This window comes from Kribbella sp. CA-293567 (assembly GCF_027627575.1).
Classification (GTDB): Bacteria; Actinomycetota; Actinomycetes; order Propionibacteriales; family Kribbellaceae; genus Kribbella.
The window spans coordinates 2,420,774-2,435,843 of record NZ_CP114065.1; the positions used below are offsets into that span (position 1 = coordinate 2,420,774).

At 69.3% G+C, this 15,070-nt stretch carries 18 protein-coding genes; 12 read left to right on the forward strand and 6 right to left on the reverse strand.

The window, feature by feature from the left end; genetic code table 11:
* Window positions 1-25: 25 nt before the first annotated feature.
* From OX958_RS11705 to OX958_RS11715, 3 genes are read left to right on the forward strand one after another with little or no spacing between them, the layout of a single operon-like run.
* Window positions 26-1,804: a 3-hydroxyacyl-CoA dehydrogenase family protein gene (locus OX958_RS11705; RefSeq protein WP_270137322.1), complete on the forward strand. Its 1,779-nt coding sequence runs from the start codon at window positions 26-28 to the stop codon at window positions 1,802-1,804.
* A gap of 26 nt (window positions 1,805-1,830) precedes the next feature.
* Window positions 1,831-2,274, forward strand: a complete 444-nt coding sequence (locus OX958_RS11710) for a hypothetical protein (RefSeq protein WP_270137323.1) — start codon at window positions 1,831-1,833, stop codon at window positions 2,272-2,274.
* Window positions 2,241-2,888, forward strand: a complete 648-nt coding sequence (locus tag OX958_RS11715; protein WP_270137324.1) for a hypothetical protein — start codon at window positions 2,241-2,243, stop codon at window positions 2,886-2,888. Before OX958_RS11710 ends, OX958_RS11715 begins: the two co-directional genes overlap by 34 nt.
* On the opposite strand, the gene OX958_RS11720 is transcribed toward OX958_RS11715, so the two are convergent.
* Window positions 2,867-3,655 (reverse strand): phytanoyl-CoA dioxygenase family protein, encoded by a 789-nt coding sequence (locus OX958_RS11720; RefSeq protein ID WP_270137325.1) that lies wholly within the window; start codon window positions 3,653-3,655, stop codon window positions 2,867-2,869. The genes OX958_RS11715 and OX958_RS11720 overlap by 22 nt on opposite strands.
* A 49-nt stretch (window positions 3,656-3,704) precedes the next feature.
* Between OX958_RS11720 and OX958_RS11725 the strand changes: the two genes are divergently transcribed.
* Window positions 3,705-4,526: a helix-turn-helix domain-containing protein gene (locus OX958_RS11725; RefSeq protein ID WP_270137326.1), complete on the forward strand. Its 822-nt coding sequence runs from the start codon at window positions 3,705-3,707 to the stop codon at window positions 4,524-4,526.
* Here the strand turns inward: OX958_RS11725 and OX958_RS11730 are convergent.
* From OX958_RS11730 to OX958_RS11740, 3 genes are all read right to left on the reverse strand, one after another.
* Complete coding sequence (locus tag OX958_RS11730) at window positions 4,523-4,948, reverse strand: YciI family protein (RefSeq protein ID WP_270137327.1); 426 nt, start codon at window positions 4,946-4,948, stop codon at window positions 4,523-4,525. The two genes, OX958_RS11725 and OX958_RS11730, sit on opposite strands and share 4 nt — an antisense overlap.
* Before the next feature lie 63 nt (window positions 4,949-5,011).
* Window positions 5,012-5,659 (reverse strand): response regulator, encoded by a 648-nt coding sequence (locus OX958_RS11735; protein ID WP_270137328.1) that lies wholly within the window; start codon window positions 5,657-5,659, stop codon window positions 5,012-5,014.
* A complete protein-coding gene (locus tag OX958_RS11740; RefSeq protein WP_270137329.1) occupies window positions 5,611-6,909 on the reverse strand; it encodes a sensor histidine kinase in 1,299 nt (432 codons plus the stop codon). The genes OX958_RS11735 and OX958_RS11740 overlap by 49 nt, the downstream gene beginning before the upstream one ends.
* Window positions 6,910-7,100: 191 nt before the next feature.
* Here OX958_RS11740 and OX958_RS11745 point away from each other — a divergent pair, with 191 nt between their 5' ends.
* The 4 genes from OX958_RS11745 (at window position 7,101) to OX958_RS11760 (ending at window position 10,782) form a co-directional block, all read left to right on the forward strand.
* Window positions 7,101-8,168, forward strand: a complete 1,068-nt coding sequence (locus tag OX958_RS11745; RefSeq protein WP_270137330.1) for a fatty acid desaturase family protein — start codon at window positions 7,101-7,103, stop codon at window positions 8,166-8,168.
* An 82-nt stretch (window positions 8,169-8,250) separates the two neighbouring features.
* The gene (locus OX958_RS11750; RefSeq protein WP_270137331.1) at window positions 8,251-9,642 is read left to right on the forward strand and encodes a M20/M25/M40 family metallo-hydrolase; all 1,392 of its coding nucleotides are present in this window, start codon (window positions 8,251-8,253) and stop codon (window positions 9,640-9,642) included.
* A 66-nt stretch (window positions 9,643-9,708) separates the two neighbouring features.
* Window positions 9,709-10,008, forward strand: coding sequence for a hypothetical protein (locus OX958_RS11755; protein WP_270137332.1), 300 nt, complete (start codon window positions 9,709-9,711; stop codon window positions 10,006-10,008).
* A gap of 9 nt (window positions 10,009-10,017) precedes the next feature.
* Window positions 10,018-10,782 carry an alpha/beta fold hydrolase gene (locus tag OX958_RS11760; RefSeq protein WP_270137333.1) on the forward strand — a complete coding sequence of 255 codons (765 nt, stop codon included), beginning with the start codon at window positions 10,018-10,020 and terminating at the stop codon, window positions 10,780-10,782.
* A 62-nt stretch (window positions 10,783-10,844) separates the two neighbouring features.
* Here the strand turns inward: OX958_RS11760 and OX958_RS11765 are convergent, their stop codons facing one another.
* On the reverse strand, window positions 10,845-11,054 hold the full coding sequence (locus OX958_RS11765) for a three-helix bundle dimerization domain-containing protein (RefSeq protein ID WP_270137334.1): 210 nt from the start codon (window positions 11,052-11,054) through the stop codon (window positions 10,845-10,847).
* Between the two features lie 78 nt (window positions 11,055-11,132).
* Window positions 11,133-11,726, reverse strand: coding sequence for a TetR/AcrR family transcriptional regulator (locus tag OX958_RS11770; RefSeq protein WP_270137335.1), 594 nt, complete (start codon window positions 11,724-11,726; stop codon window positions 11,133-11,135).
* A 115-nt stretch (window positions 11,727-11,841) separates the two neighbouring features.
* Between OX958_RS11770 and OX958_RS11775 the strand changes: the two genes are divergently transcribed.
* The 4 genes from OX958_RS11775 (at window position 11,842) to OX958_RS11790 (ending at window position 15,003) form a co-directional block, all read left to right on the forward strand.
* Window positions 11,842-12,663 carry an alpha/beta hydrolase gene (locus tag OX958_RS11775; protein WP_270137336.1) on the forward strand — a complete coding sequence of 274 codons (822 nt, stop codon included), beginning with the start codon at window positions 11,842-11,844 and terminating at the stop codon, window positions 12,661-12,663.
* A gap of 191 nt (window positions 12,664-12,854) precedes the next feature.
* Window positions 12,855-13,733 (forward strand): DUF4394 domain-containing protein, encoded by an 879-nt coding sequence (locus OX958_RS11780; protein WP_270137337.1) that lies wholly within the window; start codon window positions 12,855-12,857, stop codon window positions 13,731-13,733.
* 56 nt (window positions 13,734-13,789) lie between these two features.
* The gene (locus tag OX958_RS11785) at window positions 13,790-14,347 is read left to right on the forward strand and encodes a sigma-70 family RNA polymerase sigma factor (RefSeq protein WP_270137338.1); all 558 of its coding nucleotides are present in this window, start codon (window positions 13,790-13,792) and stop codon (window positions 14,345-14,347) included.
* The gene (locus OX958_RS11790) at window positions 14,344-15,003 is read left to right on the forward strand and encodes an anti-sigma factor family protein (RefSeq protein WP_270137339.1); all 660 of its coding nucleotides are present in this window, start codon (window positions 14,344-14,346) and stop codon (window positions 15,001-15,003) included. Before OX958_RS11785 ends, OX958_RS11790 begins: the two co-directional genes overlap by 4 nt.
* Window positions 15,004-15,070 lie beyond the last annotated feature (67 nt).

Consider the following 15,070-nt stretch of genomic DNA (forward strand, 5'->3'; position numbering starts at 1 on the left):
TGGGGCGACTGGCACACTTCGAGCCATGGCGCGCGAACTGAAGACGGTCGGAGTGGTCGGGCTCGGCACGATGGGGGCCGGTATCGCGGAGGTGTTCGCCCGGCACGGGCTCAGTGTCGTGGGCGTGGAGCGGGACCAGGCCGCGGTCGACCGCGGCCGCGGGCACATCCAGCACTCGACCGATCGTGCGGTGAAGCGCGGCAAGCTGTCGACCGAGGACCAGCAGGCGCTGTTCGACCGGGTCACCTTCGCCACCGAGATCGAGGCGCTGGCCGACTGCGACCTGGTGATCGAGGCGGTGATCGAGCGGCTGGAGCTGAAGCGCGAGATCTTCTCCGCGCTCGACAAGGTGGTCCGCGAGGACGCCATCCTGGCCACCAACACCTCCAGCCTGTCGGTCACCGAGATCTCCGTCGCCACCCAGCGTCCGCGCCGGGTGGTCGGCATGCACTTCTTCAACCCCGCCCCGGTGCAGGAGTTCGTCGAGGTGATCAAGACCGTCGTCACCGAGCCGGACGTGGTCGAGGACGTGCTCGAGCTGGCCCGCCGCCTCGACAAGGTCCCGGTGGTCGCGGCCGACCGGGCCGGGTTCATCGCCAACGCGCTGCTGTTCGGCTACCTGAACCACGCCGTCTCGATGGTCGAGTCGCGCTACGCCACCCGCGAGGACGTCGACGCGGCGATGCGGCTGGGCTGCGGCTACCCGATGGGCCCGCTGGCGCTGCTCGACCTGATCGGTCTCGACACGGCGTACGAGATCCTCGACACGATGTACAAGCAGGGCCGCAACCGGCTGCACGCGCCGGCACCGATCCTCAAGCAGATGGTCACCGCAGGGCTGCTCGGCCGCAAGACCGGCCGTGGCTTCTACACCTACGAGTCGCCCGACTCGCCGGTCGTCGTCGAGGACGACCTGACTCCCTCGGCCACGGACGACGCGGCCGGCCTCCGCCCGCTGCGGCAAGTCGGGGTGGTCGGCTCCGGCACGATGGCCGTCGGCATCATCGAGGTCTGTGCCAAGGCCGGGTACGACGTCCTGTACGTCGCCCGCGGCACCGAGAAGGTCGACAAGGTCCGGGCCGGCCTGGAACGCTCGCTGGAGAAGGGCGTCCAGCGCGGCAAGCTCTCGTCGGAGGAACGCGACGCGGCGCTCGCCCGGATCACCGGTACGGCGAAGCTCGACGACCTGGCCACCGCCGACCTGGTGATCGAGGCCGTGGTCGAGGAGCTCAGCGTCAAGCAGGCGTTGTTCGAGACCTTCGACGAGCTCTGCAAGCCGGGCGCGATCCTGGCCACCACCACCTCCAGCCTGCCGGTGATCGACCTGGCGATGGCGACCAAGCGGCCCGCCGACGTGGTCGGCCTGCACTTCTTCAACCCCGCGCCGGTGATGAAGCTGGTCGAGGTGGTCAGCACGGTCAGCACCTCGCCCGAGGTCGCCGACACCGTCGCCGCGCTGGCCGTTGCCGCCGGCAAGCACCCGGTGCGCTGCGGCGACCGGGCCGGTTTCATCGTCAACGCGCTGCTGTTCCCCTACCTGAACGACGCGGTCCGGATGCTCGAGGCGCACTACGCCGGGGTCGACGACATCGACGCCGCGATGAAGCTGGGCTGCCGGCTGCCGATGGGCCCGTTCGAACTGCTCGACGTGGTCGGCCTGGACGTGTCGCTGGCGATCCAGCGGACCCTGTACCTGGAGTTCCGCGAGCCAGGGTTCGCCCCCGCCCCGCTGCTCGAGCACCTGGTTACCGCCGGCTACCTCGGTCGCAAGACCGGCCGTGGCTTCCGCGACTACTCCAACTGAGCTCGTCAGCTGACAAACTCCGGAGCGTGTTCAGCAAAGCCGACGCGCAACAGGTAGGTCTGACCGTCGCTTTCCATCTCCTGGCCGTGATCACCACGGTCGGTCTGATCGGGATGGACGGCCTGGTCGGGGCGAACTGGCCCGGCTGGTCGTCGAACATGGTGCTCGTCTGCCTGACAGTCCTGCCCGCGGCCTGGGTGCTGACCGGCATCTCGGCCGGTGTCGGCAAGGTCGCCCGCTGGTTCCTGGCCGCCGCCGTCGGGGCTTGCGTGATCCGGGTGATCTGGAGCCTGTACGGCGCCGGCACCCGAGCCCTGTACGCCGCCATCGCCGTCGCCCCGTTCCTGGCGCTGCTCCTGCTCGCCGTCCTGCTGCTCGTCCATGCCTGGCCGCGATCGGTGGCCGCCGAACTGGCAGAGGTTGCCCAGGGCAACGGGTGGCGGTCTTCGTCGGGCGGCAACTGGACGTGAGGCTGCCGCCGCTGGAGGTGCGGCCGGAACAGGCGCTGAGCCGCTCCGACCTGTCCCTGGAGAGCGCTGAGTTCAACCGGTCCTTCGACGTTCTCGGCGACGACAGCCGGTACGTGATGGCGATGCTGCACCCACGGGCGATGCAGATCCTGCTCGATGGTCGTCCCCTCGGGTTGGTGGTCGACGGCGATGCGCTGGCGGCGTACGACGCGGGCGGTCTCGACGCGGCGTCCTTGGCGCGGGGGATGACGACCCTTCAGCGGCTGCAAGCGGTGCTGCCGAGGCACGTACTCGACCAGTGGGGAACGTATCGCGGCACCGCCACGGGGTCGGGGCTGCGGTTCGCCGGACCGCCGTGGAGCGAGGCGCTCGGAGGTTTCGTACTGCGCCTGGTCGCGCTGGCGACCGGACTGCTCGGGGCGACGCTCGCCGCCTGTCTACTTGCGGTGGCGGCCGAGGAGCGAGCCACCGGCATCGACTTCCAACCGGCTCAGCCGCTGCAGTCGCTGGTGATCAGCGCCGTCGTACTGGTCGCGGTCTCGGCCGTGAGCGGCTTGGCGTCACGGCCGAGGTTGGCTCAGGGCTCGGCGGCTCAGGGCTCAGCGGTCGCGTAGTCGCCGCAAGGGCCGCCGCCGATGGCTTCGGGCCGGACCGTGGTTCGGCGGTCGGGGCGGACGAGCGGGTTGTAGAAGGAGGCGATCTCGGTGCTCTCCTCGGGGACGTAGTGGAAGATCAGCGCACGGCGGAAGCGGTCCGTGCTCGTGTTCGGACGGGAGCCGTGCACGACACTGCCGTGGAAGAAGAGCACGTCGCCGGCCTTCATCTTCGTCTGCACCTTGCTGAGCCCGGCGGGAATCGGTACTTCGGCGTTGGTGAACGACTCGGTCAGGTCGGCCTCCTCCGGACAGGCCAGCTCGATCTCGTGCGAGCCGGGCACCACCGCCAGCCCACCGTTCTCGGCGTCCACGTCGTCGATCGCGATCCAGGCGGCCAGACAGGTCTCCGGATGCGCCCGGAGGAACAGGTTGTCCTGGTGCATGGCCTGCCCGCGGGCGCCCGGCGGCTTGAAGTAGAACATCGACTGGGCGCCCAGCGCGGGGCCGATCAGGGTCTCGACGACATCGAGGATCCGGTTGTCGAGCATCCACTCCAGCGCCAGCCTCCCCGCCTCCACCTCGGTCCGGCGGTGCGGGTGGACGAAGCGCGGGTACCGCACGAGCGGGTCTCCGTCCGGCACCTCGTCGTCGATCGCCAGCGAGTGGTCCACGGCCACCTGCGTCATGTACGCCGCCCTGATCTGGTCGATCTCGGCGGGATCGAGGACCCCGGGCACCTGGACGATCCCGTCTCGGCGGTAAACCTCTGCAACTGTGCTGGTCATGTCTCCAGGATCCGTCGCGGCCGGCCCACCGGCGATAACCTATCGAACTGTGAACCTTCGAGATCCTGCTGAGCCGGATGCCGTCACGCCGACCGTCCGGCGGCTGCTGGCCGGTGAGTTCGACGAGGGCCCCGGCTATGCCACCTACCGTCGACGCGGGACGACGGACTGGTTGCTGATGCACACCCTCGACGGAGTGGGCGCCCTCGGCAGTGGTGTGTTCGCCGGTCCGGGGATCACCACGTTGATCCGCCCGGGCACCCTGCAGGACTACGGCACGGCCCACGACCGCTGGCATTTCCTCTTCGCCCACTTCCATCCGCGGCCGGACTGGCTGCCGCTGCTCGAGTGGCCGTCGGTTGCCCCCGGCATCCTTCAGCTGCAGCCCGGTCCGCACGCCGCCGAACAGATCACCCGAGCACTGTCCGAGGCGGTCCGCTACCAGGACAGCGTGCTGTCACAGGGCGAGCTGCTCAGCTACAACGCGCTCGAAGCGGCGCTGCTGTGGTGCGACACCCAGAACCCGAAGGCAGCCCAGCTCGACGACCGCCTGCTCCGCGCCATCGAGTACGTCGACCGCAACCTCCGCGGCGACCTCTCGATCGCAGTACTGGCCCGCACCAGCAATCTCTCCGTCTCGCGGTTCGCCCACCTCTTCCGTCAGCAGGTGGGCGTGCCGCCGCAGCAGTTCGTCGAGCGCCGCCGGCTGGACGCCGCTGCCCGCCTGCTCGAACTGACCACCCGCCCGGTCGCCGCGATCGCCGCCGACGCCGGTTTCACCAACCCGCTCTATTTCTCCACCCGCTTCCGCGCCCACACCGGCCACAGCCCTACGCAGTACAGGCGGCAGTTGGGCTCTGCGCTGCTCTAACCGAGCGGGTTGATCTCGTCGAAGTCCGACTGGTCCATCACCCGGCGTACGCCGATCGGCTGCTGCAGCGGCACCCCGCCGGGCCCGGGCACCTGGGACACCAGCCCGGCGATCTCGATCGCCCGCTCCAGCGACTCGACGTCGACCATCTGGAACCCGGCGAGCATCTCCTTGGACTCCGCGAACGGCCCGTCGGTCACCACCGGTGCCGCCTTGCCGTCGGAGGTGACCGTCTTGGCCTCCTCCGGCCAGCTGAGCGAGAGGCCGGAGACCAGCTCCCCGCTGGCCCGCAACTCGTCGTTCAGCGCGTCGTAGTACGCCATGTGCGCCTTGACCTCTTCCGGCGTCCACTCGGTCATCGGGGTGTCGACCACGCCGCCGTTGTAGTCCACGATCAGCAGGAACTTCGTCATCTCGATCATCTCCGGTTTGCTGTCAGCGTCTGCTTACACCCCGGGGACGAAGCCGGGGCCGGGTTCTCTACATCACCTGGACGACAAATACGAAAGCACTGCCATCACCCGGCGGTTGTCGTCCTCGGAGGGCGGCAGATCCAGCTTGGCGAAAATGTTGTTGGTGTGCTTCGAGACGGCCTTCTCGGTGACGAAGAGGGCGCCGGCGATGGCGGCGTTCGAGCGGCCCTCGGCCATCAGCCCCAGGACCTCGGACTCGCGCGGGGTGAGGCGGCCGATCGGCTCGTCGCGGGTGTTGCGGGCCAGCAGCTGGCTGATCACGTCGGGGTCCATCGCCGTGCCGCCGGCCGCGACCCGGCGGACCGAGTCGAGGAAGTCGGCGACGTTCGAGACCCGGTCCTTGAGCAGGTAGCCGACCGCGCCGCCGCCTCCGGTGAGGAGTTCGCGGGCGTAGAGCTGTTCGACGTACTGCGAGAGCACCAGCACCGGCAGCCCGGGCACCTTCCGGCGCGCCTCGATCGCGGCCTTCAGCCCCTCGTCGGTGAAGGTCGGGGGCAGCCGGACGTCGACAACGGCCACGTCCGGCCGGTGCTCGACGAGCGCCGGGACCAGCCGGGGGCCGTTGTCGACGGCTTCCAGGACTTCGAAGTCGTGGGCTTCCAGCAGCCGGATCAGGCCGTCCCGGAGGAGGGCGTGATCTTCAGCGATGACGACTCGCAAGGCAACTCCATGATCACGGTGGTCGGCCCGCCGGTCGGGCTGGCCACGGTCAACGTACCGTCGAAGGCGGCCAACCGCCGTTCGATCCCGTACAAACCGCCACCGGGTCGTACCGTCGCCCCGCCGACGCCGTCGTCGCCGACCAGCAGATGGAGCCGCTCCTGCTCGTGGCTGATCTGAACCCACGCGGTGGTCGCCGCCGCGTGCTTGAGCGCGTTGGCCAGCGCCTCGGCGATCGCGAAGTACGCCGCGGACTCCACCGGCGCCGGCGGCCGGCCGGGCAGGTCGATGGTCACGTCCACCTTGAACGGCAGGCTCAGCGCGAGCGCCCTGACCGCTCCGTCCAGCCCGCGGTCGGCCAGCACCGGCGGGTGGATCCCGCGGACCAGGTCGCGCAGCTCAGACAACGCCGTACCGGCGGACTCGCGCGCCTCGGTCAGCAGCGCGGCAGCCTTGGCGGGGTCACGGGCGACCATCTCCTCGGCCATCCCGAGGCTCATGCTCAGCGCCGCGAGCCGGGCCTGGGCGCCGTCGTGCAGGTCCCGCTCGATCCGGCGCAGCTCGGCCGCCTGGGTGTCGACGGTCTCCGCGCGGGAGTCGGACAGTTCCCGGACCCGGATCGCCAGCTGCGCGTTCTCGGTCGGGCCGAGCAGCGACTTCCCGACGTACGCCGCCGCCTTCAGCAGCCGCTCACCCGAGCCGAGCCAGATCAGGAACACGAGCAGACCGACCGGGATCATCACGAAGCTGGTCGCCACGTTGACGGTGAACAGCCCACCCAGCGGCTGGGTGAAGACCCCGTCGGGGGTGACCCAGACGAGGAAGGGATAGATCAGGTAGAAGACCGAGCCGAGGAACAGCACAGCGGACAGCAGGTTGAGGACGAAGCCGACCACCGCGTTGACCAGCAGCCAGGCGATGTCACGCCAGGTGGCCGGGTCGGTGAGCGTGGTGCGCAGCCACATCAGCAGACCCGGCATCGGAGGCTTCTTGTACGGGCGGGGGATCACGGTGCCGGTGATGCCGGCGTACAGGGTGCGGTGGCAGTTGGCGAACCAGCGGGTGCACGGGACGAAGACCAGCAGCAGCGGGATGCCGACCCAGACCGCGATCAGCGGGACCGCTACGACGTTCAGGACGAAGAACGCGATCCCGACCTCGGCGAGGACCGCCAGGCCGAGCGCGATGAAGGGCTGCGCCGCCCGGGGGAACGCCATCGGCTCCCTCGGGGCCTGCTGTGTGATCGTCATGCCAACCATCATGACGGAGAGTCAGACCGGTCTCAGGGGTGCTAGGCCCACTGTCGGGTGGGTGCCTGTGCCCCGCCTGAAAGAGGTAGTAACACTCATGCTTTCGAGGGGTCCGGAGACGAGACTCGATGCACTACGCTGGCCCGCGGCTCAACGCCAAGGCCTCCCCACCGCTCTGAGATGAGGACTCAATGGCTCAGCCCATTGCCCTTCCCCGTACCCGCGAACGATCGGCCACGAAGGGCAGCGATTTCGCCCCGCTGCTTCGCGAGGTGAAGGAAGCAGGGCTGCTCGAACGCCGGACCGCCTCCTACGTGATCGCGATCACCTTGAACGTGGCACTGCTGGCGGCGACCTGGACCGGCATCGCGCTGCTCGGCAACTCCTGGCTGCAGCTGCTGCTGACGATCCCGCTGGCGATCTTCACCACCCGGGCCGCGTTCTTCGGCCACGACGCCGGCCATCAGCAGGTCGGCAGCTCGCGCCGGCTGCACGACGTGCTGGGCATGCTGCACGGCAACTTCGTCTGCGGGATGAGCTACGGCTGGTGGAACGACAAGCACAACCGGCACCACGCGAACCCCAACCACACCGACAAGGACCCCGACGTCGGTGAGGGCATCCTGGTCTGGACGCTGGAGCAGGCCGAGGGCCGCACCGGCCTGTACGGCTGGCTGACCCGGCACCAGGCGAAGATCTTCTTCCCGCTGCTCACCCTCGAGGGCCTGAACCTCAAGGTGTCGAGCGTGCTGTTCCTGCTCGGCCGCCGCGGCAAGCGCGACGCCCAGATCGAGCTCGGCCTGATGGCCGCTCACCTGGTGCTGTACTTCGGCGCGCTGTTCCTGGTGATGTCACCCGGTAAGGCGATCGCCTTCGCCGCGCTGCACCACGCGCTGTTCGGTCTGCACCTCGGCAGCGTCTTCGCCCCGAACCACAAGGGCATGGAGGTGCCGGATGCCGACACGACCTGGGGCCACCTGGAGAAGCAGGTGCTGACGTCACGCAACGTGAAGGGCGGCCTGGTCACCGACTGGCTGATGGGCGGCCTGAACTACCAGATCGAGCACCACCTGTTCCCGAGCATGCCGCGGGCCAACCTGCGGTTCGCGCAGCCGATCGTCGAGCGGTACTGCGCGAAGATCGGGATGCCCTACCTGAACACCGGCGTGGTCGAGTCGTACCGGATGGGCCTCGGCCACATGCACGAGGTCGGCAGCGAGCTGCGCGACCTGGGCAAGGAGCCGAGCAGAACAGCCTGAGGCGCCCCGCGTAGGCGAGCGGCCCCGGGAGGTATCGGCTACGGTCGATCCTCTCGGGGCCGATCTCGTGAGGAGACCCTGCATGAACGCATCTTCCGGTATGAGTCGCCGCGGCCTGCTGGGAGCCGTCGCCGGCGTCACCGCGGCCACGGCCCTGCCCGCCGCCCCGGCCTGGGGCGTCGACGACCAGCGGCCCGGCGCGGTACGCACCCCCACCCTGGACCGCGACGACCGGCACATCGTGGGCCGGATCGACTCGGAACGCGCCCTGCGGCACCTGCAGGTGCTGTCCGAGGACATCGGCCCGCGGATCGGCGGTACGCCGAGCGAGAAGCGCGCCGCCGACTACCTGGCCGGCCAGCTCAGGAGCTTCGGCTACGACACCCGGTACGAGCCGTTCCCGGTGGCCGACAAGTTCCTGGCCCAGATCGGTGACCCGCGCAAGCTGCTGCCCGACGACATCTGCTGGCAGGCCGGTGCCGCGCCGGGCGGCAAGCTCGACGTCACGGTGACCGGTCGGGCTCGCGATGTCGGTCTGGCGACGGCGCCTGTCTGGCCGGCTGACGTTGCCGGTGCTGTGGTGCTGGCCGACGACACGGCTGCCGCGCGACCTGGGTTTGTGGCCGAGGCGGCTTCCCGGGGTGCGGTGGCGGTTGTCTTGCTGCCTGCCGATCAGGTGTTCCCGCGCCGTACTTCGGCGTACTCGCCGGCCGGGCTGACGAACGCACCGATTCCGGTGATCGGCGTGGCCCAGGTGCAGAAGCGGTTGCTGCGCGAGGCGCTGGCCGTGGTCACCTCGTTGCCGCTGACGATCAGTACGGTGGCGCACCGCGGGCTGATCTCGAACAACGTGATCGGCGAGCGGCCCGGCAAGTCCGCGAACGCGCCGATCGTGATGGTGAGCGGTCACTACGACACGGTGATCGGTGCTCCGGGTGCCAATGACGACGGGTCGGGGACGGTGCTGACGCTGGAGTTGGCGCGGGTGATCAGCAAGTACCCGACCGAGGCGACGGTGCGGTTCGCCTTCTGGGGCTCGGAGGAGCAGGGGCTGATCGGTTCGCGCTACCACGTGAAGCAGCTCGCCCAGGATCAGCGCGACCGGTACCGGGCGGTCTTCCAGAACGACATGGTCGCGACCAGCTGGGACCCGGCGATCGTCTACTGGATCTTGTCCTTCGACGGCCTCGCGAACGCGGCGACCACCGCCGTACGGGCCTCCGGTCAGCGGCTCGGCTACGACCCGCAGATCGTCGGCCCGGTCCTGCGAGGCTCCAGCGATCACCAGTCCTTCCAGGAGGTCGGCATCGCCTCCGCCAACTTCTCCTGGCGCGGTGAGTCGTCGCCGGCGCTGCTGGAGCCGCCGTACCACTCACCGGAGGACACGATCGCGAAGAACGTGTCGCTGGAGCGGCTCCAGGTCTCGATGGAGCTGATCGGCACCGCGGCGTACAAGCTGGCGAAGACGATCTAGCCGGTCTTCCCCCGGCCCGTCCCGCCGCCTCGGAGGCTGGGGCGGGCCGATACGCTTGGTGACGCCATGGTGTCGCGGAAGAAAAAGCCCTCGAAGCACACGCGGCCGGTCAGTGACCGGCCGCTGCTGGGTGGGCACCAGGCGCGGGAATCGCGCTCCGACGGTGACTGGATGGTGCGTCACGTCACCGGCTCCGCGGCCGGCAAGGCGTACCGCTGCCCTGGTTGCGACCAGACGATCCTGCCGGCCACGCCGCACGTGGTCGTCTGGCCGGAGACCCCGAGTCTGCTCGCCGCGCTCGGCGGCGGCCAATCCCTGGACGAGCGTCGCCACTGGCACAAAGCCTGCTGGCAACGCCACCGCTGAGAGGTCGAGATGCTGCTTCCGGTTACGTCGTACGGCGAGAGTGGTTCGCCGGTCGTCGTCATGCACGGGTTGTTCGGCTCGGGACGGAACTGGATGACGGCCGCCCGCCGGCTCGCGTCGGAGCACCGGGTCTACGCCTTCGACCTGCGCAACCACGGAAGCTCGCCGCACACCGAGACGATGAGCTACCCGGAGATGGCCGCGGACGTCTTCGAGACGATCACCGAGCTCGGCGTCGGGCCGGTCGGTCTGGTCGGGCACTCGATGGGCGGCAAGACGGCGATGCTCACCGCGCTGCATCATCCGGAAGTGGTGGATCGACTGGTGGTGGTCGATGCTGCGCCGGTTGTCTACCCGCCGGCGTTCGTCGCTTATGCCCAGGCGATGCGCAACGCTGACCTCTCCACCGTGCAGCGTCGCGCTGACGTCGACGCGCAGTTGGTGGATGCCGTCGAATCACCCGGCACCCGGGCCTTCCTGCTGCAGAACCTGGTCCTCGACGAAACCGGCGCGCGGTGGAAGCCGAACCTGCCGGTCATCGAAGCCGCGCTACCCGCCATCTCGGGTTGGCCCGACGGCGAGAGCGGTGTGTACGACGGGCCGACGCTGTTCGTGTACGGCGGCAAGTCGAACTATGTCCAGGCCGACTTCCAGCCGACCATCAAGCGGTACTTCCCGCAGGTCCAGTACGCCGAGATCGCCGAGGCCGGCCACTGGGTGCATGCGGAGCGCCTCGACGACTTCCTCGCCGCTGTCACTCCATTCCTCGCCTGAAAAACCCCGCGCCGGCGCTGTCTCCAACAACGCCCGCCCGCTGAACTCGCGAAACGCAGCGACTACGAACTGCTGCTGACCAACCTCCGCAGCCTCTGCTTCGCCGCGCGTTCCACGAAGAGCGGGACGAAATCGCGGATCGGGTTGCCGTCGAACTCCGGGCGGCTCTCCGCGACGGCGTTCTGGACGGTGTCGGGGGAGACGTCGGGGAACGTCTTGGTGAGTCGCTCGGCTGCTTCGGCGATGGCGCGGTCTTCGTCTGAGCGGTCCATGCTTCTACCAGTACGCCGCTGCGCCGGTCGGGGCAAGGCTGTTGGCGAAGTGTTCACCTTGCTCAGTTCTCCGACAGCTCAGCTCGGTTGCGGTGGGTCCAGCGCGAGGGTGTCGCGGGCGGTGCGTTCGAAGGTGGGGCGGATCGTCTTCGCGCCGTCCAGGTAGCCGCCGACCATGGCGGCGTCGCGGAGCAGGACCAGGATGCGCGCCTTCTCGGCCGGGTCGGGGAGGTCCGCCGCGGTCATCAGATGTTCGAGGGTGGCCCGGAACCACTCGCGGTGCTCGGCGATCCGGAGCCGGATCGGCGACGATGCGTCCGGGTACTCCGCGGCCGCGTTGATGAACGGGCAACCGCGGGTGTGCTGGCGCTCCACGTCGTCGGCCAGCGCCTGGATGACCAGACCGACCAGGGGCCGTGGCTCGGCGCCCGACTGCTCCGCGGCGGCGAACGCGCCCCGGATGTCGGCGTCCTCGCTCTGCAGGTAGGCCAGGACGAGATCTTCCTTGCTCGGGAAGTGGCGGTAGAAGGTCGCCCGGGTGACCTGGGCCTCGGCGACGAGACGGTCGACCCCGACGGCATGGATGCCTTCGCGGTAGAAGAGCTCGGTCGCCACGCGGATCAGGCGTTCCCGGGCCTCGGACGGGCGTCGCGGGATGCTGGAGGGTGCCATGCAACCAGCATAGAACGATCTGTCTACTAAACCCTTGACGTCGCCCGGCGCCGGCTCTATGATTCTAAGTAGAACGAACGGTCTATCTACCAACCAGCCAGCAAGGGATACCGAGATGTCGACTCAGAGCAGCAAGACCCCGATCGTCCTGGTCCACGGACTGTGGATGACGCCGAAGAGCTGGGACACCTGGGCGGAGCACTTCCGCGCTCAGGGTCACGAGGTGATCGTGCCCGGCTGGCCCGGCATCGACGACCGCAGCGTCGCCGACATCCGCTCGAACCCCGAACCGCTCAAGGGCGTCGGGCTCCGGCAGATCGCCGACCACTACGAGGCGATCATCCGGGCGCTGCCGGTGAAGCCGATCATCATGGGCCACTCGTTCGGCGGCGTACTGACCCAGATGCTCGCCGACCGCGGTCTCGGCGCGGCGTACGTCGGGGTCGAGCCGGGCCAGACGGCCGGCGTCGTCTCCCTCCCGCTCTCGACGCTGTGGACCGGGTTCCCGATCCTGTCGAACCCCTTCGGCAAGAACGGCGCGAAACCGCTCTCCAAGCGGCACTTCCACTTCACCTTCGGCAACGACCTCTCGCGCGCCGAGTCCGACAAGCTCTGGGAGCAGTACGCCGTGAACTCCTACAACCGGGTCTTCTTCGAAGGCGTCAGTTCGGTACTGAACGAGAAGTCCGGCGTCACCAAGGTCGACTACGCCCGCCCCGACCGGGCGCCGCTGCTGGTCATCGTCGGCGAGATCGACCACGTCGTCCCGCCCGCGATCGGCAAGGCGCTGGTCGCGAAGTACCAGAAGTCCGGCAGCCCGGCGGTGGTGGAACTGAAGCAGTTCCCCGGCCGCACCCACCGGATCGTCAGCCAGGACGGCTGGCAAGAGGTCGCCGACTACGCCCTCGACTGGGCGGTCTCGCACACCCGTCCGTAGGCCAGAGGCCACCCATCCGTCCTCCCGCTCGCTCCGAATCGCCCTGGTCGGGGTCAACGAGCGGAGGGGCCGGTTGATGATACGCACAGGGTTCGGCATCAGCGGCCTCGAAGAAATCTCGGCGGATCGTGAACGCATGGGCGGTCCGCTCCGTACTCACTCGCGTCATCCACTGATGCGAGGAGCTTGACATGAAGAGAACGCTGGCAGCGGTTGTTGCTCTCGGCACCATGTTCGCCGCGGGCCTGACCGCCGTACCGGCCGCGTCGGCGACCGGGGGAAGTGCGGCGCCCGACCTCTATCTGCTCGAGAGCAGCGGATCCCTGAGCGTCCGGGACTCGGCGCGGCCGTTGTTCGCCGAGCACCGGGTCAAGGTCCGTGGCCTCAAGGCGCACGACCGGCTCGTTGGTATCGACGTCCGGCCGGCGACCGGTCAGCTGTACGCGATCGGCAAGTCCGGCCAGCTGTACACGCTGGACGTCAGGTCCGGACGCGCGACCGCTGTCGGTACGGCGGCCGCAGGTGCTGTCGGCGCCACCGTCGGATTCGACTTCAACCCGACCGTCGACCGCATCCGGCTCGTTCAGAGCAGCGGCCGCAACCTGCGGCTGCACCCCGACACCGGCGCGGTCGCGGGGGTCGACGGCACGCTCGCCTACGCGGCCGGCGGTTCGGCGCCGAAGGTCGCGGCGGCCGGCTACACCGACAGCTTCGCCGGTGCGACGACGACCGGACTGTACGGTCTCGACGCCCGCCGCGACACTCTCGTCACCCAAGGCACCCTGCCGGGCACCACCCCGGCGGTCTCGCCGAACACCGGCCAACTCTTCACCGTCGGCCGCCTCGGCGCCGACATCTCGGCCGTGAACGGGTTCGACATCAGCGGCAAGGCCCGCCAGGCCGGGTCCTTCAACCCGCGCGACTACACCGCGATCGCTGCCGTACAAGGCGATCACGGCTTGTTCCGGGGCTCGAAGCTGGTGCGGGTCGACCTGCGCACCGGCCGTACCACGCCGTTGCTGGCGCTCGGACTGGGCGAGGTCATCGGCCTCGCGTACGCCGCTCGCTGACCTACGGGCCGCCGGGTCCCGACCCGGCGGCCCGCCCGCGCGAGAGGACCACCAAAGTGCCCACATCCCGCCAGCGGCGGAGATCGACGACGGAGTACGACCTCAGTCGCGATGACGGCCTCCGCGCCGCCTATGCCGAGCACGGCGCGGAGCTCTATCGCTTCGCGTTGCGGCAACTCGACGACGAGGGCGCGGCGACGGACGTCGTCCAGGAGACCTTCGTCCGTGCTTGGCGAGCAGCCGACCGGTTCGATCCGTCCCTGGCGAGTCTGCGGGTCTGGTTGTTCGCCATCGCGCGCAACCTGGTGGTCGACGAGTCACGCCGCCGGGCCGCCAGGCCGGTCACGCCGCAGCCGCATGAGCTGCTGACCGAGCTGGGTCCGGCGACCGACAGTGCCGACGATCGGGCGGTGATGAGCTGGCTGGTCGAGGAAGCGCTGAGCCGGATCCGCCCGGAGGCACGCTCGGCGCTGGTGGAGACCTATCTGCGCGGACGCCCGTACGACGAGGTCGCCGCCGAGCAGGGAGTCCCGGTCGGCACCTTGCGGAGCAGGGTTTTCTACGGGCTCAAGGCGCTGCGACTGGCGATGGACGAGATGGGAGTGGAGCTGTGAACATCGACGAGCATCGCCGGCTACGAGAACTGCTGGGTGCCTTCGCCCTGGACCAGTTGAGTACCGCGGAGCGAACCGCCGTCCAGGCCCATCTCGACGGCTGCGCGGCCTGCCGTGCGGAACTCGCTGCGATCGCCCCGCTGGCCGGGCCCCTCGGCCTGATCGACCCGGCACGGCTGGACCAGGCGCCGGCCGGTCCGCCCGACTGGCTGGAGACCTCGATCCTCACCGCGATCAGGGCCGAACCCCGCCGCATCCGTTCGCGAGGACGATGGCTGCTGTCGGCCGCGGCTGCCGTGGTGATCGGTGGAGCGGGTGCCGCTGCCGGGTACGCCGTCGCTCCCGACCCACCCAAGATTCCGTTGGAGCCGGTCCAGGTGACCGCGATCGCCGCCGGGGTGCGGTCCACCGCGGCGGTGGTTCCGCACACCTGGGGGATGGAGATCAAGCTGGCCGGCACCGGCTTCGAGGCCGGCAAGCGGTACCACGTGGTGGTGCTCGACGAGGCCGGCCGGATCGCGCCGGCCGGCGAGTTCATCGGGACCGGCGCGAAGTCGATGTCCTGCAACCTCAACTCCTCCGTACTGCGCCCTGACGCGGCGGCGTTCGAGGTGCTCGACGAGACCGATCAGGTGGTGCTCCGAGGACAGGTCTGAAATTTCTCCGATCTCGACCCATCCGGTCCGGTGGCGGTGCCGAAGTAGAGATGTCAGGTCGTCCTGG

Bases quoted from the DNA above. Each gene is read 5' to 3' on its own strand.
- OX958_RS11705 (WP_270137322.1), top strand. From the start codon at position 26: ATGGCGCGCGAACTGAAGACGGTCGGAGTGGTCGGGCTCGGCACGATG.
- OX958_RS11720 (WP_270137325.1), bottom strand. From the start codon at position 3,655: ATGACCAGCACAGTTGCAGAGGTTTACCGCCGAGACGGGATCGTCCAG.
- OX958_RS11730 (WP_270137327.1), bottom strand. From the start codon at position 4,948: ATGATCGAGATGACGAAGTTCCTGCTGATCGTGGACTACAACGGCGGC.
- OX958_RS11740 (WP_270137329.1), bottom strand. From the start codon at position 6,909: ATGACGATCACACAGCAGGCCCCGAGGGAGCCGATGGCGTTCCCCCGG.
- OX958_RS11745 (WP_270137330.1), top strand. From the start codon at position 7,101: ATGGCTCAGCCCATTGCCCTTCCCCGTACCCGCGAACGATCGGCCACG.
- OX958_RS11750 (WP_270137331.1), top strand. From the start codon at position 8,251: ATGAACGCATCTTCCGGTATGAGTCGCCGCGGCCTGCTGGGAGCCGTC.
- OX958_RS11755 (WP_270137332.1), top strand. From the start codon at position 9,709: ATGGTGTCGCGGAAGAAAAAGCCCTCGAAGCACACGCGGCCGGTCAGT.
- OX958_RS11760 (WP_270137333.1), top strand. From the start codon at position 10,018: ATGCTGCTTCCGGTTACGTCGTACGGCGAGAGTGGTTCGCCGGTCGTC.
- OX958_RS11765 (WP_270137334.1), bottom strand. From the start codon at position 11,054: ATGGACCGCTCAGACGAAGACCGCGCCATCGCCGAAGCAGCCGAGCGA.
- OX958_RS11770 (WP_270137335.1), bottom strand. From the start codon at position 11,726: ATGGCACCCTCCAGCATCCCGCGACGCCCGTCCGAGGCCCGGGAACGC.
- OX958_RS11775 (WP_270137336.1), top strand. From the start codon at position 11,842: ATGTCGACTCAGAGCAGCAAGACCCCGATCGTCCTGGTCCACGGACTG.
- OX958_RS11780 (WP_270137337.1), top strand. From the start codon at position 12,855: ATGAAGAGAACGCTGGCAGCGGTTGTTGCTCTCGGCACCATGTTCGCC.